At 65.0% G+C, this 26,255-nt stretch carries 24 protein-coding genes; 14 read left to right on the top strand and 10 right to left on the bottom strand.

Going from position 1 to position 26,255, the window contains the following annotated elements:
* Position 1: 1 nt before the first annotated feature.
* The 3 genes from JHC57_RS03095 to JHC57_RS03085 all read right to left on the bottom strand — a co-directional run bounded on the left by JHC57_RS03095 (position 2) and on the right by JHC57_RS03085 (position 4,218).
* The gene (locus tag JHC57_RS03095) at positions 2-1,144 is read right to left on the bottom strand and encodes a membrane dipeptidase (protein WP_294028572.1); all 1,143 of its coding nucleotides are present in this window, start codon (positions 1,142-1,144) and stop codon (positions 2-4) included.
* 84 nt (positions 1,145-1,228) lie between these two features.
* Positions 1,229-2,236 carry a dipeptide epimerase gene (locus tag JHC57_RS03090; RefSeq protein WP_294028571.1) on the bottom strand — a complete coding sequence of 336 codons (1,008 nt, stop codon included), beginning with the start codon at positions 2,234-2,236 and terminating at the stop codon, positions 1,229-1,231.
* Positions 2,236-4,218: a serine hydrolase gene (locus JHC57_RS03085; protein ID WP_294028569.1), complete on the bottom strand. Its 1,983-nt coding sequence runs from the start codon at positions 4,216-4,218 to the stop codon at positions 2,236-2,238. The genes JHC57_RS03090 and JHC57_RS03085 overlap by 1 nt, the downstream gene beginning before the upstream one ends.
* Before the next feature lie 142 nt (positions 4,219-4,360).
* On the opposite strand from JHC57_RS03085, the gene JHC57_RS03080 reads away from it, so the two are divergent.
* Both JHC57_RS03080 and JHC57_RS03075 read left to right on the top strand, forming a co-directional pair.
* Positions 4,361-4,984: an XRE family transcriptional regulator gene (locus JHC57_RS03080; RefSeq protein ID WP_294028567.1), complete on the top strand. Its 624-nt coding sequence runs from the start codon at positions 4,361-4,363 to the stop codon at positions 4,982-4,984.
* Between the two features lie 23 nt (positions 4,985-5,007).
* Positions 5,008-6,705, top strand: a complete 1,698-nt coding sequence (locus tag JHC57_RS03075; RefSeq protein ID WP_294028566.1) for an amidohydrolase family protein — start codon at positions 5,008-5,010, stop codon at positions 6,703-6,705.
* Here JHC57_RS03075 and JHC57_RS03070 read toward each other — a convergent pair.
* Entirely contained in the window at positions 6,702-7,613 is a 912-nt protein-coding gene (locus tag JHC57_RS03070) for an oxygenase MpaB family protein (protein WP_294028564.1), read from the bottom strand. The two genes, JHC57_RS03075 and JHC57_RS03070, sit on opposite strands and share 4 nt — an antisense overlap.
* A 15-nt stretch (positions 7,614-7,628) precedes the next feature.
* Positions 7,629-10,100, bottom strand: a complete 2,472-nt coding sequence (locus JHC57_RS03065) for a TonB-dependent receptor (protein ID WP_294028563.1) — start codon at positions 10,098-10,100, stop codon at positions 7,629-7,631.
* A 139-nt stretch (positions 10,101-10,239) separates the two neighbouring features.
* On the opposite strand from JHC57_RS03065, the gene JHC57_RS03060 reads away from it, so the two are divergent.
* Together JHC57_RS03060 and JHC57_RS03055 are read left to right on the top strand one after the other, a co-directional pair.
* Positions 10,240-10,989 carry a helix-turn-helix transcriptional regulator gene (locus tag JHC57_RS03060; protein WP_294028561.1) on the top strand — a complete coding sequence of 250 codons (750 nt, stop codon included), beginning with the start codon at positions 10,240-10,242 and terminating at the stop codon, positions 10,987-10,989.
* 55 nt (positions 10,990-11,044) lie between these two features.
* Positions 11,045-12,169: an acyl-CoA dehydrogenase family protein gene (locus tag JHC57_RS03055; protein ID WP_366928524.1), complete on the top strand. Its 1,125-nt coding sequence runs from the start codon at positions 11,045-11,047 to the stop codon at positions 12,167-12,169.
* 135 nt (positions 12,170-12,304) lie between these two features.
* On the opposite strand, the gene JHC57_RS03050 is transcribed toward JHC57_RS03055, so the two are convergent.
* Positions 12,305-13,318, bottom strand: a complete 1,014-nt coding sequence (locus tag JHC57_RS03050) for an acyl-CoA dehydrogenase family protein (protein WP_294028557.1) — start codon at positions 13,316-13,318, stop codon at positions 12,305-12,307.
* Positions 13,319-13,542: 224 nt separating this feature from the next.
* Between JHC57_RS03050 and JHC57_RS03045 the strand changes: the two genes are divergently transcribed.
* The gene (locus tag JHC57_RS03045; protein ID WP_294028555.1) at positions 13,543-14,454 is read left to right on the top strand and encodes an EamA family transporter; all 912 of its coding nucleotides are present in this window, start codon (positions 13,543-13,545) and stop codon (positions 14,452-14,454) included.
* On the opposite strand, the gene JHC57_RS03040 is transcribed toward JHC57_RS03045, so the two are convergent.
* Complete coding sequence (locus JHC57_RS03040) at positions 14,451-15,353, bottom strand: hydroxymethylglutaryl-CoA lyase (protein WP_294028553.1); 903 nt, start codon at positions 15,351-15,353, stop codon at positions 14,451-14,453. The two genes, JHC57_RS03045 and JHC57_RS03040, sit on opposite strands and share 4 nt — an antisense overlap.
* A 118-nt stretch (positions 15,354-15,471) precedes the next feature.
* Here JHC57_RS03040 and JHC57_RS03035 point away from each other — a divergent pair, with 118 nt between their 5' ends.
* Both JHC57_RS03035 and JHC57_RS03030 read left to right on the top strand, forming a co-directional pair.
* A complete protein-coding gene (locus JHC57_RS03035; RefSeq protein WP_294028551.1) occupies positions 15,472-16,635 on the top strand; it encodes a CoA transferase in 1,164 nt (387 codons plus the stop codon).
* 4 nt (positions 16,636-16,639) lie between these two features.
* The gene (locus tag JHC57_RS03030; protein ID WP_294028549.1) at positions 16,640-17,344 is read left to right on the top strand and encodes a glutathione S-transferase N-terminal domain-containing protein; all 705 of its coding nucleotides are present in this window, start codon (positions 16,640-16,642) and stop codon (positions 17,342-17,344) included.
* A 3-nt stretch (positions 17,345-17,347) separates the two neighbouring features.
* Here the strand turns inward: JHC57_RS03030 and JHC57_RS03025 are convergent, their stop codons facing one another.
* Positions 17,348-18,073, bottom strand: coding sequence for a glutathione binding-like protein (locus JHC57_RS03025; RefSeq protein ID WP_294028548.1), 726 nt, complete (start codon positions 18,071-18,073; stop codon positions 17,348-17,350).
* A complete protein-coding gene (locus JHC57_RS03020) occupies positions 18,073-18,579 on the bottom strand; it encodes a DUF3237 domain-containing protein (protein ID WP_294028547.1) in 507 nt (168 codons plus the stop codon). The genes JHC57_RS03025 and JHC57_RS03020 overlap by 1 nt, the downstream gene beginning before the upstream one ends.
* Positions 18,580-18,702: 123 nt before the next feature.
* Between JHC57_RS03020 and JHC57_RS03015 the strand changes: the two genes are divergently transcribed.
* From JHC57_RS03015 to JHC57_RS03005, 3 genes are read left to right on the top strand one after another with little or no spacing between them, the layout of a single operon-like run.
* The gene (locus JHC57_RS03015) at positions 18,703-21,009 is read left to right on the top strand and encodes a TonB-dependent receptor (RefSeq protein WP_294028545.1); all 2,307 of its coding nucleotides are present in this window, start codon (positions 18,703-18,705) and stop codon (positions 21,007-21,009) included.
* A gap of 14 nt (positions 21,010-21,023) precedes the next feature.
* Positions 21,024-21,521, top strand: coding sequence for a nuclear transport factor 2 family protein (locus JHC57_RS03010; protein ID WP_294028543.1), 498 nt, complete (start codon positions 21,024-21,026; stop codon positions 21,519-21,521).
* Complete coding sequence (locus tag JHC57_RS03005; RefSeq protein WP_294028541.1) at positions 21,518-22,228, top strand: glutathione binding-like protein; 711 nt, start codon at positions 21,518-21,520, stop codon at positions 22,226-22,228. Before JHC57_RS03010 ends, JHC57_RS03005 begins: the two co-directional genes overlap by 4 nt.
* Positions 22,229-22,259: 31 nt before the next feature.
* On the opposite strand, the gene JHC57_RS03000 is transcribed toward JHC57_RS03005, so the two are convergent.
* Positions 22,260-23,027: an SDR family oxidoreductase gene (locus JHC57_RS03000; protein WP_294028539.1), complete on the bottom strand. Its 768-nt coding sequence runs from the start codon at positions 23,025-23,027 to the stop codon at positions 22,260-22,262.
* Between the two features lie 107 nt (positions 23,028-23,134).
* Between JHC57_RS03000 and JHC57_RS02995 the strand changes: the two genes are divergently transcribed.
* The 4 genes from JHC57_RS02995 to JHC57_RS02980 all read left to right on the top strand — a co-directional run.
* Positions 23,135-24,430 carry an MFS transporter gene (locus JHC57_RS02995; RefSeq protein WP_294028537.1) on the top strand — a complete coding sequence of 432 codons (1,296 nt, stop codon included), beginning with the start codon at positions 23,135-23,137 and terminating at the stop codon, positions 24,428-24,430.
* Entirely contained in the window at positions 24,427-25,314 is an 888-nt protein-coding gene (locus JHC57_RS02990) for an SDR family NAD(P)-dependent oxidoreductase (RefSeq protein WP_294028535.1), read from the top strand. The genes JHC57_RS02995 and JHC57_RS02990 overlap by 4 nt, the downstream gene beginning before the upstream one ends.
* 10 nt (positions 25,315-25,324) lie before the next feature.
* Positions 25,325-25,720, top strand: a complete 396-nt coding sequence (locus tag JHC57_RS02985; protein WP_294028534.1) for a nuclear transport factor 2 family protein — start codon at positions 25,325-25,327, stop codon at positions 25,718-25,720.
* 11 nt (positions 25,721-25,731) lie between these two features.
* On the top strand, positions 25,732-26,255 hold a 524-nt coding region (locus JHC57_RS02980; RefSeq protein WP_294028532.1), incomplete at its 3' end, for a carboxymuconolactone decarboxylase family protein.

Below are 26,255 nucleotides of genomic sequence, written 5' to 3'. Positions count from 1 at the left end.
CTTACCCCCAGACTTGGGCGAGCAGGCGGCGGAAATTGCCACCGAGCACGGCCCGGATGTTATCGTTCGAATAATCGCGGCGAATGAGTTCCTCGACGAGGTCGAAGGTCTTGAGCGGATGGTCGAAGCCATCGATGTCGATCTTGTCGCGAAAGGCGTAACTGCCCTTGTAACTGCCCTTGAGCGCGGCATATTCTTGCGGTGGCATGTCATCGTAGCCGTTGAGGTCGGCGTCGGAACCGATGCCGACATGGTCGACACCCACGAGCTTCGCGACATGATCGATATGATCGGCCATATGCCCGACGTTGGTCGGGTCGCTCGTGCGCACGAACATGCGCACCCCGGTGATGCCCATCACCCCGCCCTTCGCCGCGAGCGCCTTGATCGCCGCGTCGGTCTTGACGCGCGGATGGTCGACGAGCGCGCGGGCGTTGCTGTGGGTGATCGCGATCGGCCCCTTGGCGATTGCGATGGCGTCGAGCGTCGTCCTGTCACCGCAATGCGAGACGTCGATCAGCATCTTCTGCTTCTCCATCTCGGCGACAATCGCCGCGCCATAGTCGCTGACGCCGCCGTCGACGCGTTCGGTACTACCCGAGCCGATCATATTCTGTGTATTGTAGGTAAGCTGGGCACAGCGAAGCCCGAGGCGGCGGAACAGCGCGACGTCCTCGATCTTCTCGAATTGCTCGGCGTTCTGGATTCCCATGATGACCGCGCATTTTTTGTCCGCCTTGGCGCGATCGAGATCGGCAACGCTATCGACGAGCGTGAAGACGTGGCTGTTGCGCCCGGCAAAGCCCTGCCAACCGGCAAGAAACTCGAGCGCCTGCCCCTTCGCACCGGGACCGCCGAGGCCGTAGGCGTTGTGGAAACCGGTGATGCCGGAAGCCCTGAATTCAGCCGTCTCGGCGTCGGTCAGCCGATGCGCGACATAGTCCGGCGACATGGTGATCTTGAGCGGCGCGAGCATGTCGATGACGAGCGACGAGGCGACAAGGTCGACTGCGCGGCGCGAGTAGATCTTCGCGGGCGCCGCCGCGAAAGCGTAGGCACCGCGATTGATCATGGGCGCAGACAAAGCGACCCCGACCGCACCCGCGAGTGCCGCGCGGCGCGTCATCGGGAATGACGACGTCATTCCAGCCTCCCTCTTATGAAAATCTCAATTCAACGACTATTGTCCTAATCAGAAAATTGTCAACCCGTTTAGGACATGAAATTGTCATGAACCCCAAATTCCTGCCGGACAGTCGATCATTCCATTCCGATATGCCACCCCGGGCACGCGATCGCGCGCGAGGAAGGTCGGTCCGTCCAGATCAACGATGTCGCAGAGCTGCCCGACCAGCCACGAGGGCGCCATCGACAGGCTGGTGCCCATCATATTGCCGACCATGACGTCGAGCCCGAGCTTCTTCGCCTGCCGCGCGATCGCGAGGCCTTCGGTCAGCCCGCCGCATTTATCGAGCTTGATATTCACGATATCGAAGCGTCCGACGAGCGATGCGGTATCCGCCAGCGACAGCGCGCTTTCATCGGCGGCGAAGGGCAAGGGCCGCTTCAATCCGTCGAGATCGGCCTCACGCCCGCGCTTCAGCGGTTGTTCGAGTTGCGAAATGCGGGTCGAAACCAGCACGGGCAACAATTCGGCGAGCGTGTCGACGTCATAACCCTGATTGGCGTCGACGCCGATCCACGCGTCAGGCCGCGCGGTTCGGATCGCAACGACGCGCGCGATATCGTCGGCGAGATCCCCCGTCAGCTTGACCTTGATCGGCGCCTCGGGATCGATGGCAAGCGCGGCCTTGGCCATATTCTCCGGGCTGTCGGCACCGAGCGTCAGCGTCGAACGCAACGCCTTGGGCGGATCGAGACCCGCAAGACTCCATACCGGCCGCCCCGTCTGTTTCGCCTCGAGGTCCCAGAAGGCGCAGTCCAGCGCGTTGCGCGCGCCGCCCGGAGGCAGGAGATGCTGCAATTCTTCGCGCGTCGCACCGCTTTCGATCGCGCCGCGCACCCGCGTCGCCTCGGACAGCATATGGTCGATGTCGTCGCCGAGATAATAGACCCCCGCCCCCTCGCCGCGACCGACATGCCCGCCGTCGGACAATTCGGCAACGAGCAGAGCGGTCTCGGTGAAGACATGACCCGAAATGCGAAAAGGCTGGTGATAGGGAAAGCGCTCGACCCGAAGGTCGAGCGTCAATCCCCGCGTGCTTTGCGTCGCCATCAATAGACCATCCCGAAGCCATAGAGATGGAAGGCCAGCGTCACCCAGACGAGTACCAGAGCCGCAAGGATCAGCAGCACCGCGCCGAGTTTCATCGTCCAGCGGCGCTTGTCCTTGATGCTGAGCCACAGATGCCACGCCGCGGTGGCGAACAGGCCGAAGGCGGCGAGCGGCGTCAGGATGCGCAGCAGATGAATGAGCCAGTCGAGCGGACCGCCGATGCTGCCGATATCGGCAGAGAAGGCCGCGATCAGCCCGATCCAGCCCGCGAGCGCGCCGATCGCGAGCCAGGCGAAGATGCGCGACAGGCGATACGCGCGAAGCGATGGGCCCTGAAGTGCGAACTCGGCCTTGAAATTGCGGCGCACCAGCGCGCGTACCGGCCACGCCAGCGCCGCGAGCAGGATGATGCCGAAGGCAAGGATCAGCGCCGGATTGAGCCAGCCTGCGTTGACGCCGGCGGGCGCGGGTTCGAAGACCATGAAGGGCGATCCGGCATCGAGGCTCCAGCGTACGACGCGGCCGTCCTTGACCTCGGCCGCGAGGCGTTCACCCGTACCTGTGTCTCGCCACACAAAGGGTTCGACTTCGACCCAGTCGCGCGCGCCGGCTCCCAGACCGTCGAGCGCGGGCAGCGTGATCTTGCCATCCTCGGTCAGGCCGATCGTCGCCTGCCCCAACAGGCCGAACAGGCTCATGAAGTTGGTGAAGGAACCCCGGCTGCTGATGTAATGGCCGGCCATCATCTGCGCGTGCTGCGCAGCGGTCTTGGCATCGACTTCGGCCGCCTTTTCGGCCGGGCCAGGCAGGTAGCGGTCGGCGAATTTGTGGAACAATGCGCTGCGCACCGCCCCCGCCGCGCCTTCCTTGCCCGCGCTGTTCATCGAGATGAAGACGCCGGTGTCGGCATCCGGGAACAGCCATAGATAGGAGTGGAACCAGACGGTGTCGCCCCCGTGCGCGATCGCGCGATGGCCGTTGACCCACTGCTCGTAGAAGCCGAGCGCCATGCTGTTGAGCGGTCCGACGCCGGGCGCCTTGAAATCGTGCATCATCTTCGCGGTTTCGGGCTTCATCAACCCCGCGCCGTCGTTGAGGTGCGCGATCATGAACTTCGCCATGTCGGAACCGCTCGCCGACAGGCTGCCCGCGGGTGCCGGAATGACCATTTCGAAAGGCTGCGCCTTGCCTGTGACGTCGGGATAGCCCTTTGACATATGCGGCACGAGACCGGCCGGAAGCGGCTGACGGAACGACGAGTGCGTCATACCCAACGGCTTGAAGATATGGTTTTCGACATAATCGTCGAACGGCTCGCCGCTGACGCGCTCGACGATATACCCCGCGAGCGCCGTGGCATAGTTCGAGTATGCCGGCGTCGTACCCGGCGCGAAGACGCGGTCGGGCAGCGCGAGCGGCATCTGCTTCTTGAGCGCCATGACCGCCTTGGGATCGCTGCTGATCAGATAGCGCACCGATTCCTGAAAACCTGCCGTGTGCGTCATGATGTTGCGCATCGTCACGGGCTTGCCCTCATAGGGCGGAATCTTGAAATCGAGATAGGTGTTGATGTCCTTGTCGAGGTCGATCCTGCCCCCCTCGACCTGCTGCATCACCGCCGTCCAGGTGAAAAGCTTCGACACCGACCCCGGGCGGAAAAGTGTCGTCTCGGGAAGGACCGGCGCACCTTTCGCGACGTCGGAGAAGCCATAGCCCTTTTCGAGCACCACCTGCCCGCCGCGCACGACGACCACGACCGCTCCCGGAATGCGCGCACGTTCGAGCGCATAGGGCAGATAGCCGTCCATCCAGGCTTCGAGATCCTTGGGATCGAGCGCGACGGGCGTCGCGGTGGACTTTGCGGCCGGAACGGCAGCGGCTTCGACTTTCTTCGCGGCGGGGGCCGGCACCGGCCCCTGCGCGGCCAGTGGCAGCGCGGCAAAAGCCGCCAGCCCGATCATCGCCTTGCGGATGAAACGCATCGCTTTCCCCTTTTATCCGGCGCGCCCTGTCACACCTTGCGGCAAGCCGCGCGACCCCTTACCAAGGGACCAACATCTGTTAGCCCGATAGGGACATAATGATCCTGATTGGAAAATTGTCAAATATGGAATGGAAAAACTGATGGCGGACCGTGCAACCCCGCCGACGCTCGGCGCGGTGATGAAGGGGATTCGCGCGCGAAACGGCTGGACGCTCAAGGAAATGAGCGCGAAGTCGGGCATTCCCGTATCGACATTGTCCAAGGTCGAACATGACCGGCTGACGCTCAGCTACGACAAGCTCCAGCAATTGAGCCAGCGACTCAAGATTCGCATGTCGGACCTGTTCGCCGAGGATGAGGAAGAGATGGCGCCGCGTGTGACCGGGCGCCGCAGCATCGGGACGATCGAGCGCGCGGCGCGCGTCACAACCGACAATTACGATTATCATTATCTCTGCACCGATTTGCGCCAGAAACGGATGATCCCGATCCTGACGCGCATCCGCGCGCACAGCGCGCGCGAATTCGGCGAACTCGTCCATCATCAGGGCGAGGAGTTCATCTATGTCCTCGAAGGCCGGATCGAGGTGCACAGCGAATTCTACGATCCCGTCACGCTCGACGTCGGTCAGGGCATCTACATCGATTCGTCGATGGGCCACGCCTATGTCGTCGCCGACGGCTTTGAGGAGGCACTGGTGCTCGGCGTCTGTTCGAGCGCCGACGACGGGCTGATGGATTCGCTGATGAGCCTTCACGGATAACCACCCGAAAAACGGAGAGAAAAATGACACGGCCCCGGCGCTTGACACCTTCGCTTTTGCTGCTGTGCAGCTCGATGCTGGTTTCGGCGCCGCTTGCCGCAGAAACGCCGACCTACGATCTGATCATCCGCGGCGGCACGATCTATGACGGGTCGGGCAAGCCGCCTGTCGTCGGCGATGTCGCGATCAGGGACGACCGCATCGTCGCGGTGGGCAAGGTTGCGGGCAAGGCGGAGCGCGAGGTCGCGGCAAAGGGTATGGCGGTCGCGCCGGGCTTCATCAACATGCTGAGCTGGGCGACCGAATCCTTGATCGCCGACCCGAAAAGCCAGAGCGACATCAGGCAGGGCGTAACGCTCGAAGTGATGGGCGAAGGCTGGTCGATGGGGCCGATGAACGCAACGATGAAGGCCCTCGAAACCGAGCGACAGGGCGACATCAAATTTCCGATCGAGTGGACGAGCCTCGGCGATTATCTGGGTTATCTGGAAAAGCGCGGCATCTCGACCAATGTCGCGAGCTTCGTCGGCGCCGCGACGGTGCGCGTCCATGAACTGGGCGAAGGGGACGTCGACCCGACCCCCGAACAGCTCGGCCGGATGCGCGCGCTGGTGAAGCAGGCGATGAACGAAGGCGCGATGGGGGTCGGGAGTTCGATCATCTACGCGCCCGGTTCCTACGCCGAGACCGACGAACTCGTCGCGCTGACCAGCGAGGCCGCGAAATGCGGCGGCATGTATATCAGCCATATGCGATCCGAAGGCGACCGGATCGAGGAGGCGGTCGACGAGCTGGTCGAGATTTCGCGCCGCTCGGGCGCGCCCGCCGAAATCTATCACCTGAAAATGGCGGGACGCGGCAACTGGGGCAAGCTCGACACGATCGTGAAGAAGATCGAGGACGCGCGGGCCGCGGGGCTGCGCATCACGACCGACATGTATACCTATACCGCGGGCGCAACCGGACTCGACGCCGCGATGCCGACCTGGGTGCAGGCAGGGGGGCTCGAGCAATGGATCGAGCGGCTGAAGGACCCTGCAACCCGCGCCCGCGTCGCCGAGGAAATGAAGAAGCCCGGCAGCGACTGGGAGAATCTCTATTTCGGCGCGGGGGCCGACAAGATGATCCTGTCGGGGTTCAAGAATGATGCGCTCAAGCCGCTGACCGGCAAGACGCTGGCCGAGGTCGCGGCGATGCGCGGCAAGTCACCCGAAGAGACCGCGATGGACCTCGTCGTCGAGGATGGCTCGCGCGTCGGGACCGTCTATTTCCTGATGTCCGAGGACAATGTCCGCAAGCAGATCCAGCTGCCGTGGATGAGCTTCGGCTCCGACGCCGCGTCGCAGGCGCCCGAAGGCGTGTTCCTGAAATCGGGCGCGCATCCGCGCACCTATGGCAATGTCGCGCGGCTGCTCGGCCGCTATGTCCGCGACGAGAAACTGATCCCGCTCGAACAGGCGGTGTACCGGCTCACCACCCTGCCCGCGACCAATCTCGGCATCAAGGATCGCGGCGCACTGAAGCCCGGCTATTATGCCGATGTCGTCGTCTTCGATCCCGCGACGATCGGCGATCGCTCGACTTTCGAGCAGCCGCACCAATATTCGGTCGGCGTGCGCGATGTGTTCGTCAACGGCGTTGGCGTGCTGCGGGACGGCGAGCACAGCGGCGCGACCCCCGGGCGCGCGGTGCGCGGCCCCGGCTTCGGGCGCTGCTCCTAGGCCGCGATCGCGGGCCTGCCAAGCAAACGCCGCTGCTCGGCGGGCGATTTGAACAGGAAATCGTGCGGCAGGCCGAGCCGGACGCTCGCCTGACAATGCGGCGCGGCGCGGTCGACGTGACGATCGGCGAGCCAGCCCGCGATGCGCAGCGCGGTGCGGTCGAGCAGCGTCAGATCGAAGCGCCGCCCCAGATCGAGCTTCCGTCGGATATGGTCGGGAAGCAACGACACCGACGCGCGCGCGATCGCGCGGTGCAGGAAACGCGGCACGCCGGGCGCGGCGCGGCCCGACTGGATGATATCGAGGAATTCGAAGATGATCGGATGCGGCTCGAAGCGCGGTTCGAGTTCGGCCATCATCTCCATGAAGGCGGCCACCGTCGGCGGCGTGCGCCGCGCGCCGAATTCGCGCCCGATCGCATCACCGTCGGCCATGAAGCGGTCCTTGTCGGCGTCGCTGACGGGGCGGACGAAACGGTCGTAGGCCATGAGAAAACCATAGGAAGCGGTCGCTGCGACCCAGTCGAGCAGCGCCGGGTCCATCGCGCGATATCTGTCCCCCGCCGGGGTCTCGCCCTTCACCTTGCCGTGCATCCGGTTGACCTGTCCGATCACCTCTTTCGCGGTGCTCGCCGGGCCGTAGCAGGCGAGCATCGCGACGAGGCCGGTGCGGCGCGAGCGGCCGATCGGGTCGACCTTGTAGGTCGAATGATCCCACACGCCCGACCGGATGCGCGGCTCGGCGAATTCGAGCAGCACCGCGGCGATACCGCCGATGCCAAGCGCGATCGGGTTCTTGTAGACGCGCCACTGGACGCTGTCCGGCGGCAGCAGCGCGGGCTCGCCGAGGGGAGCGGCGAAATCGATCTCCGTCCCCAGATAGTCGGCCTGCATCGGCGCACGCACCACCGTAATCCGCTCCTGCTAGAAGTCGTAACCCAGCGTGAGCCCCCAGGTTCGCGGCTGGTTGGCGAAGCGCACGACGACATTCGCGTTGCTGGCGACCGCCGACCAGTAATATTTGTCGAAGAGATTCTTCGCCCAGAGCGATACCGACCAGCCGGCCTCCGACTTCAGACCCAGGCTGGCGTTCACGACGACGTAGGAGTCGACCTTGTAGAGCGGATCATCCTCGAAGATCGTGTTCGCCTTGCCCTGATAGCGCAGGCTGAGCGCACCGTTGAAATCGAGGGTGTCGCTGACCGGCGTATCATATGCGGCGACGACGCTGCCCTGGAAACGCGGGCTATAGATGAATTCGGCGCCGTCGAAATTCTCGGGCTGGCCGGCCGCATTGGTGCCGAGATAGTCGATCACCCGCGTCTTCAGCCACAGACCGTTGGCCGCGATCGTGACGCCCTGGACCGGACGCAGCGTCAACTCGCCTTCCAACCCGTAAGCCTTCGACTTCGGTACATTGTCGAGCCGCGACAGCGCGGTGTAGATCGGATCGGCGAAATAGGTGCTGATCTGCTTGTCCTTGTAGTCGTAATAGAAGGCCGCGAAATTGGCCTGCAGCAGACGATCGGCGAGCGTCGCCTTTACGCCCAGTTCATAGGCGGTCAGCTTCTCCTGGACCACCGGCGCGTTCTGGCGCGCCTTGCTGGCCGCGTTGACCGGCGACGTGCCCGATTTGTAGCCGCGCGACACCGACGCATAGACGAGCGTGTCATCGTTCGGCGACCAGTCGAGCGCGATGCGCCACGCGAGATTATTCTCGTCGAGCGTCGAAACGACGGGACCGAAGCTGTTGGTGACATCGTCATATGTATTGCACTGTCCCTCGGTGATCGGCGCCGGGATCGGCAGCGTACCGCCCGCGGAAAAGAGGAAGCGGTTCACGACGTTGACGTTGGGCAACATGCTGCCCTTATAGTCGCGCGAGCAGCCGACATAGTCCTGCTTGTCCTCGGTATAGCGCAGACCGACGGTCAGTTTCAGTTGCTCCGTCAGTTCGGCATCGGCGTTGCCGAAAATGCTCCACGTCTTCGTGTTCATCGTGCCGATATCTTCATAGGTGCGGAACGCCGTGGCCATATCGGCGTCGGTATAGCCGTCCGAGTTGAACGGCGTGTCCAGCAGGCTGATACCCGGCACGATGAGATAGGGCGCCGCGCGAATGAAGCGCGAGTTGGCGTTGTCGCCGAGCAGCGTGCGGTTGCTGTCGACGATCTTGTCGTGGCCGTAATAGCCGCCGACGAGCCAGTTCACCGCGCCGGTCTCGCCCTCGAAATGGATCTCCTGGGCAAAGCTCTTGATGCGGCCGTCCGCCTTTTGCAGCAGGATTTCATAGGGGGCGCCGCTCCAGTCGGATAGCGCCTTGCGCCGGAAATCATTATAGCTGGTCAGGCTGACGAATTTCACCGTGTCGGTGATGTCCTGATCGAGCCGCGCCTTCAGGCCCCAGAAGCGATTATTCTCCGCAAGGCCGCCTGGCAGACCGGCGCCGCGCCCGACGTCGGCCGAACGGCCGGCTTCGGGCGCCCAGTCTGCCTGGCTCGCCCTGGTCGGGAAATTGGCGGCGAGATAGTCGGCAAGGCCCGGCGCGTTGAAGAAGCGCGAATTGCTGGTGCCGCTGACCGGATCGGTCGCAGGCGTGAAGCCGATCCCCTGCCCCGCCACGGTGTCCGATTTGTTCTGCCACCAGGTCACCGACAGGTCGATGCTGGTGCCGGCGCCGGGGTCGATCGCCAGCGAGCCGCGGATGCCGAGCTTGTCGACCTCGCCGAGCCGCTCGTCGGGACGCGAATTGCTGATCTGCCAGCCCTTGTCGCTATTTTCGCTGCGGAAGGCGATGCGCGCGGCGACGCCTTCGCCGAGCGGGCCCGAGATATGGCCGCCGATGTTGTAGGTCTGATAATTGCCGAGATCGGCCTTGATGCTGCCCTCGAAGCTGTCGGTCGGCTTGGCGGTGATGAAGTTGATCAGACCCGCGGTCGTGTTGCGGCCATAGAGCGTGCCCTGCGGCCCCTTGAGAACCTCGACGCGCTCGAGATCCATGACGGGGCCGGTGTTCATGATCGGATAGGCATAGGCGACCTCGTCGACATAGGTGCCGACGGTGGAGGTCGCCGAGAGGTTGATCGTGTTGAAGCCGATCCCGCGCAGCGTATAGGTCGGCACGCCCTGATAGCTTTGCGAGACGGTGAAGCTCGGCGCGACCGCAGTCAGGTCGCGCATGTCGGTAACGCGCAGATTTTCGAGCGTTGCGCCGTCGACCGCCTGGATTGCCATGCCGACGTCGTTCATTGACTCCGCGCGGCGCTGCGCAGTGACGATGATGTCGCCTTCCGATGCGGCGGTGTCGGCCGGCGCTTCCTCGGCGGCGAACGCCGGCGCCGCCAGAGCGAGACCCATTGCGGAACCCGCTCCCAGGAAAATACGCATTGCCTTCATCACTCATCCTCCCTCAAACGGCTTGTCGCCGGGCTCGTCTTTGTGCGAGCGTCGTGCGAAACCGGACCGTGACAGAACAAAGGATTGCGGCCGGACGAACAAGCTGACACCTGTGTCAGGATAGCGGAGGGAAGAGCGCGTGACCGATCAGAGGGCCGAATGCTGGGCAGAAATGCCCGCGCTGATCGCAGCGGTGCAGGCCGCCGGCGACGCGATCGGCCTGCCCTATGTCGCAGCGCAGGCCGACCTTGGCGACCCCGAACCGATGAGCGACGAGGAAGGCCGCCCCTATGCCGAAACCAGCTTTCACTGGGTCGATCCGAGCTATGCCTATTGGCGCGACCGCAAGCTGGCGCTGCAGCTCACCTTCCTGACTGCCGCGCGGCTTGTCGCCGAACCCTTCTATTACAGCGATGGGCATCTCGGCATGTGGCGCTCGACGCACCTGCTCGACGAGGTCGACTGCTCGCAGGCGAAGAACACGCCCAATTTCGGCGAGGCGATCATCGCGCCGGTGCACCTCCCGCGCGGGCTCGTCGGCGCGGTCTTCTGGTGTTCGCGCGAGCCGGTGGGGGTCGAGGCCATCTTCGCCGAACACGCCGGCAACCTCCACAATCTCGCGGTCAAGCTGATCGCGACGCACAACGAGGCGCGCGGGCGCCCGCGCAACGCCACGGTGCCGCAAACGCTGACGCGGCGCGAGGTCCAGTGCCTGCGCTGGGCGGCGGCGGGAAAGACCGACGGCGAGATTGGCATCATCCTGTCGCTGTCGGTATCGACGGTGCGCTTCCACCTCCGCAACGCCGCGGCGAAGCTCGGCGCGACGGGGCGCGCGCAGTCGATCCAGATCGCCGCAGGGCTCGGCTTCGTCGGTGCGCGCGCCGCCTGATGCAGGTGCCAGCTTGGCCCGGCCCCGCCGCGACCTACAAACCGGCGTCATGGACATGCTGAACGACCCGGCCCTTGCGGCCTTTCGCGAAGAGGTTCGCGCCTTTCTCGCCGCGCATCTGCCGGGCGACATCCGTCGCGGCGCAGCGCGCGCGACGAGCGTCTTCATCGACCCCGCCATTTCGTTGCCGTGGCAGCACATCCTCCATGCCAAAGGCTGGGCGGCGCCCGACTGGCCTGCCGAATATGGCGGCCCGGGCTGGAGCGAGATCGAGCGCTATATCTTCGCCGCCGAATGCGCCGCGGCCGGGGCACCGAATCTCGCGCCGATGGGGCTGAAGATGGTCGCGCCGGTGATCATGCATTATGGCAGCCCCGAACAGCGCGCTTATTATCTGCCGCGCATCCTGTCGGGCGAGGATTACTGGTGTCAGGGCTTTTCGGAGCCCGGCGCGGGCTCGGATCTCGCGGCGCTGCAATTGCGCGCGGTGCCCGACGGTGCGGACTATGTCCTGAACGGGTCGAAGATCTGGACGACGCACGCGCATTTCGCGAACCGCATGTTCGCGCTGGTGCGCACGTCGAACGAAGGCAAGCCGCAGGCAGGGATCAGCTTTCTGCTGCTCGACATGGCTACGCCGGGCATCACGATAGAGCCAATCCGCACACTTGCGGGCGATCATGAGTTCAACCAGGTCTTCTTCGACGACGTCCGCGTGCCGCGGGCGAACCGGCTCGGCGGCGAGAATGAAGGCTGGTCGGTCGCAAAGCATCTTCTGACCTTCGAGCGCGGCGGCAAATATGCGCCGGGACTGATTGGGCGGCTGGAGCGGCTGCGCGCCCGGGGTGACGTCGATCCGGTCCTGCGCGCGCAGCTCGACCGCGAGGCGGTGACGCTGAAGGCGCTGCAGGCGCTCGAGCTGAAGGCGATGCGCGGCGTCGGCGACAGCCCGGCGCTTTACGCCTCGGCGCTCAAGATTCTCGGGACCGAGGCCGCGCAGCGCATCGACACGCTGGCGTGCGAGGCCGCGGGCCATGCCGCCTGGGCCGACGCCGACGGCCAGACCCCCGCCGACCTCGCCGTCGCGGTGCCCCGCTACCTTAACGACCGCGCGGCGACGATCTATGCCGGGTCGAACGAGATCCAGCGCGACCTGATCGCGCGGACGATGCTGGGATAGGGCTGATGGGGGTTGGCTGAAACGCCCCCTATCCGGATCGTCATCCCGGCGGAGGCCGGGATCTCACCGTGGCGGCCCGACGCAAGGATGAGATCCCGACCTTCGCCGGGATGACCATTCATGGTTGGCCGGACGTCAGACCGCAAACCGCGCGAGATGACCGGCGCGCGGCCCGAACGCCGCGGCGATCGCGAGCGCGCGCTTGAAATGACCGCCAAGGCTGAGCTCCTCGGTCAATCCCATCGCGCCGTGGATCTGCACCGCGCTTTCGCCGACCGTGCGCACCGCGTCGCCGACCTCGATACACGCCGCGCTGACCGCCTGCGCGCGGTCGGCGCGCCCCTGATCGACCGCGAGGATTGCCACCTCGGTGAGCGCCGCCGCCTTCATCGCCGCAAGCTTCATGTCGGCCGCGCGGTGGCGCAACGACTGGAAGCGCCCGATCGGGCTGCCGAACTGCGTGCGCTGACCGAGATAGTCGATGCTGTCCGCGATCATCCGCTGCATCAACCCCACCGCCTCGGCGCAGCGTCCGGCAAGGATCAGGTCGTTCGCCTGCTCGGCCCATGCGCGCGCGTCATCGCCGTTCGCGAGCATCGCGGCATCGCCGGGCTTGAGCGTGAAGGCAAGGTCGGCCGAAACGCTGCCGTCATGCATGATCCGATGCCGCTGTTCGATCTTGTCGCCGTCGGCGGCGACGAACAGCAACGCCTCGTCGCTCGCGATCAGGAGCAGGTCGGCCTCCGCCGCGCCCGCGACCAGCGCCGCACTGCCGCGAACCAGCCCATCGTCGACGGCCGGCATCGCCGCCGTCGAAGCCCTACAGACGATCGCGATCCGCCGGCTGCCTGCTGCCAGATCGGCGAGCGCGGGATGATCGGGTGCAACGCGCGCAAGGAGTGCCGTCGCCGCGACATGCGAAAGCCAGTCGGCACCCGCGAGCGCCGGGCCCAGCTCGGCCATCACCACCGCAATGTCGATCATGCCGCCGCCGAAACCGCCGACGCTTTCGGGCAGCGCGATGCCGGCGAGGCCAAGCGTTTCGCACAGGTCGCGCCAGCCGGGGCGCTCGTTATCGGCAAGGAAACGCTGGACGCTGTCCTGCAGCATCTGTTGTGCTTCGCCCAGCGGCAGGTCAAGTTCGGCCATGTCAGATCCCCCGCCCGGCAGGCCGCGACTTTGCGTATATTTGCGTCATTTGCTCTCCCGCGCCCTTCCTGCAACCTGCCGCGTCGCGGGTCTAGCTGATTGGCGTGGCAGGTGGGGCGCGGCGCCGGTGCAACGCCCATATACTTAGTAATCAAAGTATTGCATGGGGGCAGAATGAACGGGAGAAGACGAGTCGATATCGCAGCACCGGTCCGGTCGGCGGCATGAACCCGATCTGGCTTCCCGCATCGCTGTTCGGCGGCCTGTTCCAGGCGTGGCGCACCGCGCTGCAACAGCGCCTGCGCGCCGAACTCAGCGTCAGCGGCGCGGGTCTCGTCCGTTATCTTTACGGCCTTCCGTTCGCCCTCGCCTTCGCTGCCATCTGGCTGGCGATCCGGCACGAGGCGGTCCCCGCGTTCGGGGCCGCTTTCGCGGGCTTCGCCCTCGCGGGCGCGATCACCCAGATGGCCGGCACGATCCTGCTGATCATGGCGTTCGGCCATCGCGGTTTCGTCGTCGGCACCGCCTTTTCGAAGACCGAGGCGGTGCAGGCGGCGCTCGTCACCGCGATTTTTCTCGGCGAGCGGCTGCCGTTGCTCGCATGGATCGGGATCGTCGCGGGCGTCGCGGGGGTGCTGGTGCTCGCACTTGCAGGACGCGGTGTTTCGAAGCGCGAGATCTGGCGCGCGCTCGGCCAGCCCGCGGCGCTCTGCGGCCTCGGCGCGGGGTCGATGTTCGCGCTCGCGGCGATCGCGGTGAAGCTCGCCACCGCCGAGCTCGAAAATGTCGACCTGATCGGATCGGCGCTCGTCACGCTCGTCGTCGTGATGGCGATCCAGACCGGGCTGCACATGCTATGGGTCGCGCTGCGCGACCGCGACACGCTGCGCGCGGTGTTCCGCACGTGGCGCAATTCGAGCCAGGTCGGCTTGCTGTCGGCGCTCGGTTCGGCCTGCTGGTACATCGGCTTTGCCGCGGCGCCTGCGGCGCTGGTGCGGATCGTCGGGCAGGTCGAGGTCGTCTTCACGATCGGGTTCGCCCACTTCTACCTGCGCGAACCGGTCCGCTGGCACGAGATTTTCGGCCTGTTGCTCGTCGTCGGGGGCGTCGTGATGGCGCTGCTCGCGACCTTTTAGGGGAAGGCGGGCGCCTTGCTGACCATCGCGGGCAAGGGACGCCCCATCACGCCCGTCAGCCAGCCTGCTGCTTCGACCATCTTCGGAAAGTCCATATCCATGACGACCCCGCTGCGTTCGAGCATATAGACGACGTCTTCAGTCGCGACATTGCCTGCCGCTCCGGGCGCGAAGGGGCAGCCGCCGAGCCCCCCGAGCGATGCGTCGACCGTCGCCGCGCCTTCCTCCACCGCCGCCCAGACATTGGCGATGCCGGTGCCCCGCGTATTGTGGAAATGGACACGCACGGGCAGATCGCCGACCGCCTCGCGTATCCGCCCGACCATCTCCGACACCTGCGCCGGCACGCCGACGCCGATCGTATCGGCAAGCGCAATCTCGCGCGGACGCGCCTCGGCCGCACGCTTCGCCATCTCGACGACGCGCTCGATCGCCACCCGGCCCTCGAACGGACAGCCGAAAGCGGTGGCGATGGTGATCTGTCCGCTGCGCCCCGCTTCCTTCGCCAGCCCGACGATCTCCATCGCTGCGGCGAGCGATTCGTCAGAGCTCTGGCCTTGATTGCGAACGCCGAAACCGTCGCTCGTTACGCACACCGCGCCGAGTTCGTCGATGCGTCCGGTCGCAAGCGCGCGCTCGGCACCGCGCCGGTTGAGCACGAGGCCGATATATGTCAGATCGTCGCGGTCGGGCAGCATCGCGACAAGTTCTTCGGCGTCGGCGAGTTGCGGCACCTTCTTCGGATTGACGAAGCTCGTCACCTCGATCCGGCGTACGCCATAATCGATCGCGCGGCGGACCAGCGCGAGCTTGTCGGCGGTCGATATGATCGCCACCTCATTCTGTAGCCCGTCACGCGGACCGACCTCGACCAGTTCCACAGCATGGTTTTTCAACATCTTGCGCCCCGATTATCCCGAGTCATTTAGCAGGTTGAAAATTACATAGCATTCTAAGTATACAAAGGCCATGGGCGTAGCAGGCCGTCTTATCAGAGTCGGCCGCGAAAGGAACGATATGAGCGAGACGGGCAGCGGGGGCGCGCTGGAAGGCATCCGGGTGGTCGAGATGGGGCAGCTCATCGCCGGCCCCTTCTGCGGCCAGCTCCTCGGCGACATGGGCGCCGAGATCGTCAAGCTCGAACCGCCTGTGACCGGCGACCAGATGCGCAACTGGGGTCAGGGCGACCGCCCAAGCTGGTGGCGCGTGATCGCGCGCAACAAATATTCGGTCGCGGTCGACCTGCGCAGCGAAGAGGGGCAAGCCCTCGCACGCGAACTGATCGCCAAGGCCGACATACTGATCGAGAATTTCCGCCCCGGGACGCTCGAGAAATGGAACCTCGACCCCGCCGAGCTGCGCAAATCCAATCCCGGGCTGATCGTCGTGCGTGTGTCGGGTTACGGCCAGACCGGTCCCTATTCGGCGCGCGCCGGTTTCGGCGGCATTGGTGAAGCGATGGGCGGCTGGCGCGGCATCGTCGGCTATCCCGACCTGCCGCCCGCGCGCATGGGCGTGTCGATCGGCGACACGCTCGCCGCCACATACGGGTGCATGGGCGCACTCGCCGCGCTCCATCATCGCAGCAAGACCGGCGAAGGCCAGATCGTCGATTCCGCGCTCTATGAAGCGGTGCTCCAGGTAATGGAATCGACCGTGTCGGACTATTCGGCGAGCGGCACCAAGCGCCGCCGAACCGGCTCCACTCTCCCCGCGATCGCGCCCTCGAACGTCTATCCGTGCAAGGACGGCGAATATCTGATCGGCGCCAACCAGGACGGGGTCTTCGCACGGCTCGCCGCCGCGATGGGCCGGCCTGAACTCGCGGGCGATGAACGCTACGCGACGCACCGCGCGCGCGGTGCGCGGCAGGAGGAGCTGGACGCGTTGATCGGGGAGTGGACCGCGACGCTGACGATCGACGAACTCGAGGCGAAGATGGTCGAGGCCGGCGTGCCCGCGGGCCGCGTGTACGATGCCGAGGACATGCTCGCCGACCCGCATTTCGCGGCGCGCGAAGCGCTGGTGACGGTCACCGACGCGGAGTTCGGCGAGGTCACGATGCAGGGCGTCTTCCCGAAGCTGTCGGCCACCCCCGGCAGCGTCCGCCGACCTGCCCCGCTCGGCGTCGGACAGGACACAGACGAGGTGCTCGCGCGTTGGCTCGGACGGGAGGTTTGACGCCATGATCACCCTCTACGGCGGCCCGACTCCCAACGCGCGCAAGATCGCGATCGCGCTCCTCGAGATGGGGCTCGACTGGCGGCTCGAATATATCGACATCCTTGCGGGCGACCAACTGACCCCCGAATTCCTTGCGCTCAACCCGAATAACAAGACGCCGGTGATCGTCGACGACGAGGGGCCGGACGGTCAGGGCTTCGTCCTATGGGAGACGGGAGCGATCCTGCTCTATCTCGCCGAAAAGACCGGGCGCTTTCTGCCGGCCGATCCGGCGAAGCGCGCGATCTGCTGGCAATGGCTGATGTTCCAGGTGTCGGGCGTCGGCCCGATGTTCGGGCAGGAGGCGCATTTCACCCACTATGCCAGGGACCGGCATGAATATGCCATTGCGCGATACAGTCGCGAGGTCGACCGGCTGATGATGGTGCTCGACAGGAGGCTGGGCGAAGCCGAGTGGCTCGGGGGCGACGATTATACGATCGCCGACATGGCGACGTTGCCCTATCTGCGCCGCCAGCTGGTCGAAAAGGCGGGGCGTTTTCCGAACGTCGACCGCTGGGGCGCCGCGATGCTCGAACGCCCGGCCGTTGCCGAAGGGATGACTGTCGGCGTCGCCCGCGCCGAAACGATCGAGGGCGGGCTCACCGGCTTCACCGACGAGCACCGCGCAATCCTGTGGGGCGATCGCCAGCACGCGAAGCGCTGAACCTCAGTCCTTCGCTACCGCCGCGTGGTTCGCCGCGCCGAACATGTTCGACCATTCCTTCTCGTCGAGCGTCTGGTGCCGGCCGACATATTTGGCCGGCGCTTTCAGATCCTCGCGCGCCATCGCTCGCATCACCGCCGGTCGCGCACGAATGCGCTCGAACCAGCCGTGCATCGCCGGCCATTCGTCGAGTCCCATGCCCATCACGAACGCCGACGCGCGACCCGGCCAGATCGCCATATCGGCAACGCTGTATTCGTCGCCCGCGACATAGGCGCTTTTCTCGAGCCGTTTTTCAAGCACGGTGAGCAGGCGGTTCAGTTCCTTCGTATAACGCTCGACGGCGTAATCCTGCCCAGCCGGGGCATAGCGCAGGAAATGGCTCGCCTGCCCGCCCATCGGCCCCAGCCCCGCGACCTGCCAGGTCAGCCACGACAGGGTCGCCGCGCGCGCGGCACCCGAGGCGGGCAGAAAGCGCCCGCTCTTCTCGGCGAGATATTGCAGGATTGCGCCCGATTCGAACACCGTCACCGGATCGCTCTCCCCTGCCGGATCCCGATCGACGATCGCCGGCAGCTTGTGGTTTGGATTGATGCGCCCGAATTCAGCGGTCAGCTGGTCGCCATCGAAGATATCATAGGGGATGACACGATAGGGCGCACCGATCTCCTCGAGCATGATCGCGATCTTCTGGCCGTTCGGCGTCGCGGAATAATGGAGGTCGATCATCACAACACCTCGTGGATCACATGCCGCACGCCGAAATCGGTGCGTTCGCCGACGCCCACCGCGAGCACGCCGTTGAGCCAGGCATATTTCGCGCTCGCGGTCTCGAACACCGGCGCGATTCGCAGATAATATCGCGACGGATCGGCGTCGGGCACCCCCGGATCGGCGAAGGTCGCACGCACATCGTCGGGAATGATGCTGCGCCCGGTATAGCTCAGATAGATGAGGTCGCCGTCGTCGGTTTGCCACACCGCGCGGGCATCGAAGGTGCCGACCGAGGCATCGTCGCCGAGGCGTCCGCTCCGCGACCAGTTGCCGCCGCCGGGCAGGACTATGCCGTTGACCCGCGGACCGAAAAACCGTCCGCCGCTGATATAGCCGAGCCGCTGATCGCCGAAGGGCGAGGCCCCGATCCCGATGATACCACCACCCACCTCGAACTCGACGGTGCATAGATGACGGGTGGCCAGCGCGGCCGGGGCCCTGCGTGAATTTTCTGCGTTCATGATGCGAATCCTCTTCCTGCCTATGGACAAGCATAAAACAATTAGTATACTAAGGGTCAATCAGATTGACGGATCGGAAGACTTTCCGGGACCGGCAGCGATAGGCTCCATGGGAGGGTGAATATGACGGCTCGCAACCAGTTTCTGCTGTCCGGCGCCGCGGTGATCGCGATGCTCGCCAATGCCGCACCGGCGATGGCACAGTCGGCGCCCGCCGACGCGGCGGGGATCGACGACAGCAGCAACAACGAAATCATCGTCACCGCGCAGAAGCGCGAGCAGAGCCTGCAGGACGTGCCGATTTCGATGGAAGTGGTGAGCGGCGCGAAACTCGCCGAATTCAACACGAGCGACATCAAGGCGGTGATGAACTACACGCCGAACGTCTTCGTCCAGTCGACCGCGGGCAACGACGTCATCTATATCCGCGGCTTCGGTTCGCCGCCGGCGAATTTCGCCTTCGACCAGTCGGTCTCGCTCTATGTCGACGGCATTTACGCGGGTCGCAACCGCCAGGCACAGGCCCCCTTCTTCGACCTCGAACGCGTCGAGGTGTTGCGTGGTCCGCAGGGCGCCCTGTTCGGCAAGAACACGGCGGCGGGCGCGGTCAGTGTAGTGTCGGCGGGGCCGACGAAGGATTTCGAGGGCGCGATCACCGGCCTCTATAATTTCGATCACAAGGGCACCGACTTTTCGGGCTATCTGTCGGGACCGATCACCGACACGCTCGGCGCGCGCTTCGCGTACAAGATCGTCAATCAGGACGGCTATATCTATAACCGCGCCAAGGATCACGACGATCCTGAAATCAAGTCGCAGCTGCTGCGCCTGACGCTGAAGTGGGAGCCGTCGGCCAATTTCGATTACACCGCGAAGGTCGAATATGGAAACCGCGAGGTCATCGGCGGCATCACCGTGTCGAGCCCGCTGACCAGCGACCAGGACCCGCAGACCGACCGCTATCTCGAACGCTCGGCGCTCGGCGACGAGGGTAACGACAACAAGTCGGTGATGATCTCGGGCGTCGGCAATCTCGCGCTCGGCGATTTCACGCTGACCTCGGTCACCGGCTACAGCTGGTTCAAGTCGAAGATCGTCAACGGCTTCGACCAGACGATCCCGAACAGCGGCGGCGCCTTTACCGCCAACTCGGTCTATAATGCCTTCCCCGAACGCTTCGACCAGTTCTCGCAGGAAATCCGTATCCTGTCGCCGGTCGGCGAGACCTTCGAGTTCATAGCGGGCGCCTATTACGACAAATCGAACTATACGCTCGAACAATATCAGGGCTTCAACATCCCCGACCTGTTCCTGACCATTCCCGGCGCCACGCCGACCGATCCGCGCATTCCGATCTATGACGGGCCCTATCTTGCCCGCATCGACAGCATTTTCCGGCAGAAGGCCGAAAGCTGGTCGGTGTTCGGACAGGGCACGCTCAACGCGACCGACGCGCTGCGCGTCATCGGCAGCCTGCGCTATACCCACACCAGGAAGGACGGTTCGTTCCGCACCACACTCCCCTATGCGTCGGACGGGCTGAACGGACAGCCCTTCGCGTTGCGTCCGATCACCAATGCCGATGGCTCGATCAGCGAAGGCAACGTCGATCCCTCGGTCACGGTGCAATATGACGTCGCGCCGCGCGTCATGCTCTATGCGACCTGGGGCCGCGGGTCCAAGTCGGGCGGCTTCGTCTCGAACACGCTCGGTACGGTCGACAGCACCTTCACCTTCGAACCCGAACAGTCGGAAAATTTCGAGGCGGGCATCAAGTCGACGCTGTTCGACGGCAAGGTCGTCGCGAACGTCTCGGCCTATCACACGCAATTCAAGGATCTGCAGGTTTCGGTCTATCAGCCCGCGACTTCGAGCTATCTGACCGGCAATGCGGCGAGCGCAACGTCGAAAGGGATCGAAGGATCGCTCAGCATCTTCCCCGTCCCCAATTTCGACATCAGCGCGTCGGCGGCCTATTCGGACATCAAATATGACGATTATCCGGGTGCGGCCTGCCTCGCGTCGCAACCGGTCACCTGTACCCCGGCAACGAACAATCTTGCGGGCTATCCGGTGGCCTATGCGTCGAAATGGACGGGAAGCGTCACGGCACACGCGCGCTTCGACCTGTCGGACGATATGAAGCTCGACATCACCGGCGTCGGGGCAGGCCGGTCGAAATATTTCAACTCGGACAATCAGAGCCCGATCTTCGGCGTCCAGAACGGCTATGTGAAACTCGACCTGCGCGTGCAACTCGCCGATCAGGACGACCGTTGGCACCTCGCCCTCGTCGGCAAGAATCTGACCAACCAGAAGACGATCGGCAGCGCGTTCAACCTGCCCTCGCCGATCACCCCGGTTCCGCGGGCGATTCTCTATCTTGAGCCCACCCGCAACATTTCGGTCGAGGCCGGGATCAAATTCTAGGATCGGATTCGACGATGTCCCAGGGATCGGCCGCGGCTCAAGCTTTCCTCGACAGGGAAGCGGCGGCCGCGGTCGTGACCTGTTATGCCACCGCGCTCGATGCGCGCGACTGGAGCGCTTATCGCGCACTCTTCATCGACGAGATCGCGATCGATTATGGTTCGATCGGTTCCCTCGTCGCGACGGTGTCCGCCGACGAATGGACATACCGCTGCCGGACGCTCGAAGGCTTCGACGCGACCGCGCACCAATTGCACAACATCATCGCGACCATCGGCGGCGACCGCGCGACGGTGACGAGCATCGTCGATGCCGTCCATGTTGTCGGCGTCGAGAACCGCGCGCTCCTCGGCGATCTCATCGGCCGCTACACGCATCGGCTGGTGCGGCGGGACGGCTGGAAGATCGCGGGCGTGACATTGACCGTCGTCGCCTACCCTGCGGGAAGAGAGGCGTTCGAAGCCGCTTTCGCCGCCGCGCGCGCCATTTTCGCCGAAGGAAATCCCGCATGATCGACGTCTATTTCACGCCAACGCCGAATGGGCACAAGGTTTCGATCATGCTCGAGGAGGTGGGGCTTGCGCACCGGCTCATCGCGATGAATATGCTCGAGGGCGACCATCTGACTCCCGAATATCGGCGGATCAATCCGAACGGGCGGCTTCCGGCGATCGTCGATCATGAACCCGTCGGCGGCGGCGCGCCGCTCCCGGTGTTCGAAAGCGGCGCGATCCTGCTCTATCTTGCCGAGAAGAGCGGCCAGCTGCTGCCCGAAAACCCGCGCCGCCGCAGCCAGGCGCAGCAATGGCTGATGTGGCAGATGGCGAGTTTCGGCCCGATGCAGGGGCAGGCGCATCATTTCATCCGCTACGCGCCCGAGGGGCAGACCTATCCGGTCGAACGCTATCGCAACGAGACTCTGCGGCTGCTCCACGTGCTCGATGGACGCCTGACCGAAGCCGAATATCTGGCCGGGGAATATTCGATCGCCGACATTGCCTGCTGGCCGTGGACGCGCGCGATCCGTGCGATCGGGCTGACGCTCGACGATTATCCCGCGGTCGCCGACTGGTTCGCGCGCATCGGCGAGCGGCCCGCGGTGGTCGCGGGAACCGACGTCAAGAACGCCGCGAACCTGTCGAGCGCGCGCCCGGTGCTGACCGACGAGCAATGGTCGAATTTGTTCGGCAGGAACATGCTGGAAGCGCCGGTGCGCTGATCTCTTTTCCCCTCCCGCTTGCGGGAGGGTATCAGATGGTATCCGCATGCCCCCACTGATATTCGACCTTGCCGCCCAGCCGCCGCACCGCGACCCAGTCGCCGCCCGCCAGACTATCGTCCTCGACCAGTTTGATCACACCGCCCGCGATATCCTCGGGCAGACATGCCTCATTGTTCGCGAGCACGGTCTTCATCCATTCGGATTTGCCCCCTGCCCCGGTTGTGTCGAGGATCGGCGTGTCGACCAGCCCGGGCAGCATCCCCGCGACGCGGACGTTGCATTCCTCCTTCAAGGGCGCGCAACAGCGCGTGAACATCATCACCGCCGCCTTGGTGGTTGCATACATCGCGTCGTAAAAACCGGTGCCGAGCGCGACGGTCGAAACGGTGTTGACGATCACCCCGCCCCCGCGCTTCCTCATCGCCTGTACCGCGATCTGCGTCGCCGCGACGAGCGAAGTGATGTTGACGTCGATGATCCAGCGGATGCGCGCCGCGTCGACGTCGGGGAATTGCGGCAGGCCCGACACGACGCCGGCATTGTTGTGGAGAATATCGACGTCGCCATGGGCTTGGAACCACGTCTCGACCGCGGGAACGTCCGACAGGTCGAGACTGTGCGTTGTCGCCTTCGTTCCCTCCGCCTCGACGAGCCGCGCCGTTTCGGCCAGCGCTTCTTCCTTCACGTCGACGAGCGCGATTTCCGCCGCGCCGCGCGCCGCCAGCATCACCGCCGTCGCCCGGCCGATGCCGCCCGCCGAGCCCGTGACGATCGCGCGCTTGCCCTTGATATCCATATCTTCTCTCCCGGTCATCCTGTCGCTACCGTAAAGCACATTGACAGATAAACTTAAATACCTAAGTATTTTTTCGCCGAGAAGACTCGCGCGATCTGGGGAGAGTTATGACCGAGGCCACCGCCGTTAACGCAGGCGCCCTGGCGTCCGACAGCGGCCTTGCGCTGCGCCGCAATGTCGCGCTCGCGATGCTGTTCATCGTCGGCACGATCAACTTCGTCGACCGCCAGCTCTTGTCGGTGCTCGTCGAACCGATCCGCGCCGAGATGGATTTCAGCGACACGCAATTCGGGCTGCTCACCGGCTTCGCCTTCGCGCTCTTCTATGCCGCGGCCGGCGTACCGGTGGCGATGGTCGCCGACCGCTGGAACCGGGTGAAGCTGATCGGCATCGCCTGCGTCGTGTGGAGCGGCTTCACCGCGGCGTGCGGGATGGTCTCGAACTTCTGGCAACTGGCGTTGATGCGCTTCGGCGTCGGCGCGGGCGAAGCCGGCGGCACCGCGCCGTCGCTGTCGGTCATCGCCGATTATTACCCGCCCGCGCAGCGCCCGCTTGCGATCGGCCTCTTCACCTGCAACGGTCCGTTCGGCGTCTTCGTCGGCGCAACCTTCGGCGCGTGGGCGGCCGCGCATATCGGCTGGCGAAACGCCTTCATCGTCATCGGGATCGTCGGCATTCTCGTCGCGCCGCTCTTGATCTGGCTCGTCCGCGAACCCGCACGCGGCGCGATGGACACCCACAAGCCCGCCGACGAAGCCCTGCCCTTTGCGCAGAGCCTCGCCATGTTCTGGCGCCGTCCGTCACTGCGCATGGTGATGATCGGCAGCGGGCTCGCCGCCTTCGTGAGCTATGGCATGCTCAACTGGATTCCCGCCTTCCTGATGCGCACGCAGAAGATGCCGCTCGACGCGATGGCGACCTGGTTCGGCCCGGCGGCGGGCATCACCTTCGGCATCGGCATTCTCGGCGGCGGCTGGCTCGTCAGTCACCGCGCCAAACGTTCGGCGCGCGCCTATGGCTCGATCCCGGCGCTTGCGACCGCCGTGCTGATTCCGACCTTCATCGCTGCCCTTCTGGTCGACAGTTGGCAGGCCTCACTCGCGCTGATGCTGATCCCGATGGCGGCCTGCACCGCCTATGTCGCCCCCGCGCTGGCGCTGGTGCAGAATTTGACCCCGCCGCGCAGCCGCGCGACCGCCGCCGCCGTGCTGATGCTGATGTTCAACATCGTCGGTCTCGGGCTCGGCCCGCTGTTCGCCGGGATCGTCAGCGATGCGCTCAAGGACGCCCACGGCGTCGACAGCCTGCGCTGGGCGCTGATGGCGCTGATGCCCTTCGCCGCCGCGGCCGGCATCGCGCAGTATCGCATGACCCGCCACCTCGAAAAGGACTTCGCCGAATGACCGACGTCGCGGGCAAGACCGCCTTCATCACCGGCGGCGCGAGCGGGCTCGGCCTCGCCACTGCCAAGGCGCTCGCCGCGAAAGGCACGTCGGTGATCCTCGCCGACATCGACGGTGCCGGAGCCGAAGCGGCAGCCGCCTCACTGCGTAGCGCAGGCGGCAAGGCGCTCGGCCTCCGGCTCGACGTCACTAGCGAAGAAAGCTGGTCGGAGGCAGGCGCGAGGGCGCGCGACTTCGGGCCGGTGCGCATCCTGTTCAGCAACGCCGGGGTCGGCGGCGGATCGGGGCCGTTCGAGCAATATGACACCGACGTCTGGCGCTGGAACTATGCCGTCAACGCGCACGCGCATCTCTATGCCTGCCGTACCTTCCTCGGCGACATGAAGGCGAGCGGCGAGGCATCGCACCTCGTCATCACGAGCTCGATGGTCGCGATCGTGCCACCGCCGATCTCGGTGGCCTATATCAGCTCCAAATATGCGACGCTCGGCATCGCGATGGCGCTGCGCAACGAGCTTGCAGATAGCTGTGTCGATATTTCGGTGCTGATGCCCGGCATGTCGGCGACGCGGATCGTCGAGACGACGCGCGAACTGCGCCCGGTGGAGGTCGAGGTCGGCAAGGCCGCGGCGACGAGCCAGGCGATGCAGGGCGTGCTCGCCGGCGGCATGTCGCCCGACAGGATCGGCGCGCGCGTGGTCGAGGCGATCGAGGCGGGTGAATATTGGATCTTCACCCACCCCGAATGGAAGAAAATGGCCGAACTGGTGACGCAGGACATGCTGGCGTCCTTCGGTCCTTCGGCCGACCCCGCCTATAGGGGCGACGACATCGACGGGCTGATCGCGGCGAATGGCGGCCGCATGTTCGGCGCCAGGGTTTAAGGAGAGAGACATGGCAGAGCAGGACGATATTCGCGCGATGGCGCAGCGCTTCTTCGACGCGATCGAGGCGGGCGACATCGAGACGATGGTGAACAGCTTCACCCCCGACGCCGAGATCTGGCACAACACCGACGAACTGATCGTCACCCCCGCGCAGACCGCGCAGACGCTGACCGGCATGGTCGCGCGGATCAAGGACCGCGAATATGCCGAGCGCCGGCTCACTGCCTTCCCCGGCGGCTTCGTCCAGCAGCATGTCCTGAAGGGCATTCGCGTCCACGACGACGGCCCCGTCCGCCTCCCCTGCGCGATCGTGTGCAAGGTTGTCGACGGCAAGATCACGCGGCTCGACGAATATTTCGACAGCGCGCATGTCGCCGAATTCCGCAAATTTGCGAACGCCTGAGGAGTAGCTCCATGCCCGTCCTGCGCCAGGTCCCCCGCTCGGAAGTCACCGACGAAACCGTCCTCGCCTATTACAACCGTCTGTTCGGCGATCGCGATCCCGTCGCCGAGCCCGGCACCGCAACCGGCACGCCCGGCGATTGGTGGACGGTGTTCGCGCTGTCGCCCGACATCTTCGAACATGCGGTCAAGGGTTTCGCCGTGTACCGCAACCCGGCGCGCACGATCGACCCCGTTCTTCGCGAGCTCGGCCAGACGCGTGCGGGCTGGGTGAAGAGCAGTCAGTTCGTCTTCTCGCAGCATTGCAAGTCGCTCCGCGGCCTCGGCGTCAGCGAAGAGAAGATCGCCGCCATCGCGCACTGGCAGGTTGCCGATTGCTATGACGAGCAGGAGCGCGCCGTGCTCGCCTATGCAGACTGCCTCGCGCAGGCCGGCGGACGCGTGCCGCTCGAAATCTTCGACAAGCTCAAGACCTTCTGGAACGACGAGCAGATTTTCGAATTCACCTACATCACCTGCCTCTATGACATGCACGC

The organism is Sphingopyxis sp. (genome assembly GCF_016463645.1).
GTDB lineage: Bacteria > Pseudomonadota > Alphaproteobacteria > Sphingomonadales > Sphingomonadaceae > Sphingopyxis.
Note: the sequence above shows the minus strand (reverse complement) of the source record. Positions and strands in the feature narration are given on the sequence as shown.

What these genes read in the sequence shown, in the direction of transcription:
- JHC57_RS03095 (WP_294028572.1), bottom strand. Translation starts at nt 1,144, where the DNA reads ATGACGTCGTCATTCCCGATGACGCGCCGCGCGGCACTCGCGGGTGCG.
- JHC57_RS03090 (WP_294028571.1), bottom strand. Translation starts at nt 2,236, where the DNA reads ATGGCGACGCAAAGCACGCGGGGATTGACGCTCGACCTTCGGGTCGAG.
- JHC57_RS03085 (WP_294028569.1), bottom strand. Translation starts at nt 4,218, where the DNA reads ATGCGTTTCATCCGCAAGGCGATGATCGGGCTGGCGGCTTTTGCCGCG.
- JHC57_RS03080 (WP_294028567.1), top strand. Translation starts at nt 4,361, where the DNA reads ATGGCGGACCGTGCAACCCCGCCGACGCTCGGCGCGGTGATGAAGGGG.
- JHC57_RS03075 (WP_294028566.1), top strand. Translation starts at nt 5,008, where the DNA reads ATGACACGGCCCCGGCGCTTGACACCTTCGCTTTTGCTGCTGTGCAGC.
- JHC57_RS03065 (WP_294028563.1), bottom strand. Translation starts at nt 10,100, where the DNA reads ATGAAGGCAATGCGTATTTTCCTGGGAGCGGGTTCCGCAATGGGTCTC.
- JHC57_RS03055 (WP_366928524.1), top strand. Translation starts at nt 11,045, where the DNA reads ATGCTGAACGACCCGGCCCTTGCGGCCTTTCGCGAAGAGGTTCGCGCC.
- JHC57_RS03050 (WP_294028557.1), bottom strand. Translation starts at nt 13,318, where the DNA reads ATGGCCGAACTTGACCTGCCGCTGGGCGAAGCACAACAGATGCTGCAG.
- JHC57_RS03045 (WP_294028555.1), top strand. Translation starts at nt 13,543, where the DNA reads ATGAACCCGATCTGGCTTCCCGCATCGCTGTTCGGCGGCCTGTTCCAG.
- JHC57_RS03040 (WP_294028553.1), bottom strand. Translation starts at nt 15,353, where the DNA reads ATGTTGAAAAACCATGCTGTGGAACTGGTCGAGGTCGGTCCGCGTGAC.
- JHC57_RS03035 (WP_294028551.1), top strand. Translation starts at nt 15,472, where the DNA reads ATGAGCGAGACGGGCAGCGGGGGCGCGCTGGAAGGCATCCGGGTGGTC.
- JHC57_RS03030 (WP_294028549.1), top strand. Translation starts at nt 16,640, where the DNA reads ATGATCACCCTCTACGGCGGCCCGACTCCCAACGCGCGCAAGATCGCG.
- JHC57_RS03025 (WP_294028548.1), bottom strand. Translation starts at nt 18,073, where the DNA reads ATGATCGACCTCCATTATTCCGCGACGCCGAACGGCCAGAAGATCGCG.
- JHC57_RS03020 (WP_294028547.1), bottom strand. Translation starts at nt 18,579, where the DNA reads ATGAACGCAGAAAATTCACGCAGGGCCCCGGCCGCGCTGGCCACCCGT.
- JHC57_RS03015 (WP_294028545.1), top strand. Translation starts at nt 18,703, where the DNA reads ATGACGGCTCGCAACCAGTTTCTGCTGTCCGGCGCCGCGGTGATCGCG.
- JHC57_RS03010 (WP_294028543.1), top strand. Translation starts at nt 21,024, where the DNA reads ATGTCCCAGGGATCGGCCGCGGCTCAAGCTTTCCTCGACAGGGAAGCG.
- JHC57_RS03005 (WP_294028541.1), top strand. Translation starts at nt 21,518, where the DNA reads ATGATCGACGTCTATTTCACGCCAACGCCGAATGGGCACAAGGTTTCG.
- JHC57_RS03000 (WP_294028539.1), bottom strand. Translation starts at nt 23,027, where the DNA reads ATGGATATCAAGGGCAAGCGCGCGATCGTCACGGGCTCGGCGGGCGGC.
- JHC57_RS02995 (WP_294028537.1), top strand. Translation starts at nt 23,135, where the DNA reads ATGACCGAGGCCACCGCCGTTAACGCAGGCGCCCTGGCGTCCGACAGC.
- JHC57_RS02990 (WP_294028535.1), top strand. Translation starts at nt 24,427, where the DNA reads ATGACCGACGTCGCGGGCAAGACCGCCTTCATCACCGGCGGCGCGAGC.
- JHC57_RS02985 (WP_294028534.1), top strand. Translation starts at nt 25,325, where the DNA reads ATGGCAGAGCAGGACGATATTCGCGCGATGGCGCAGCGCTTCTTCGAC.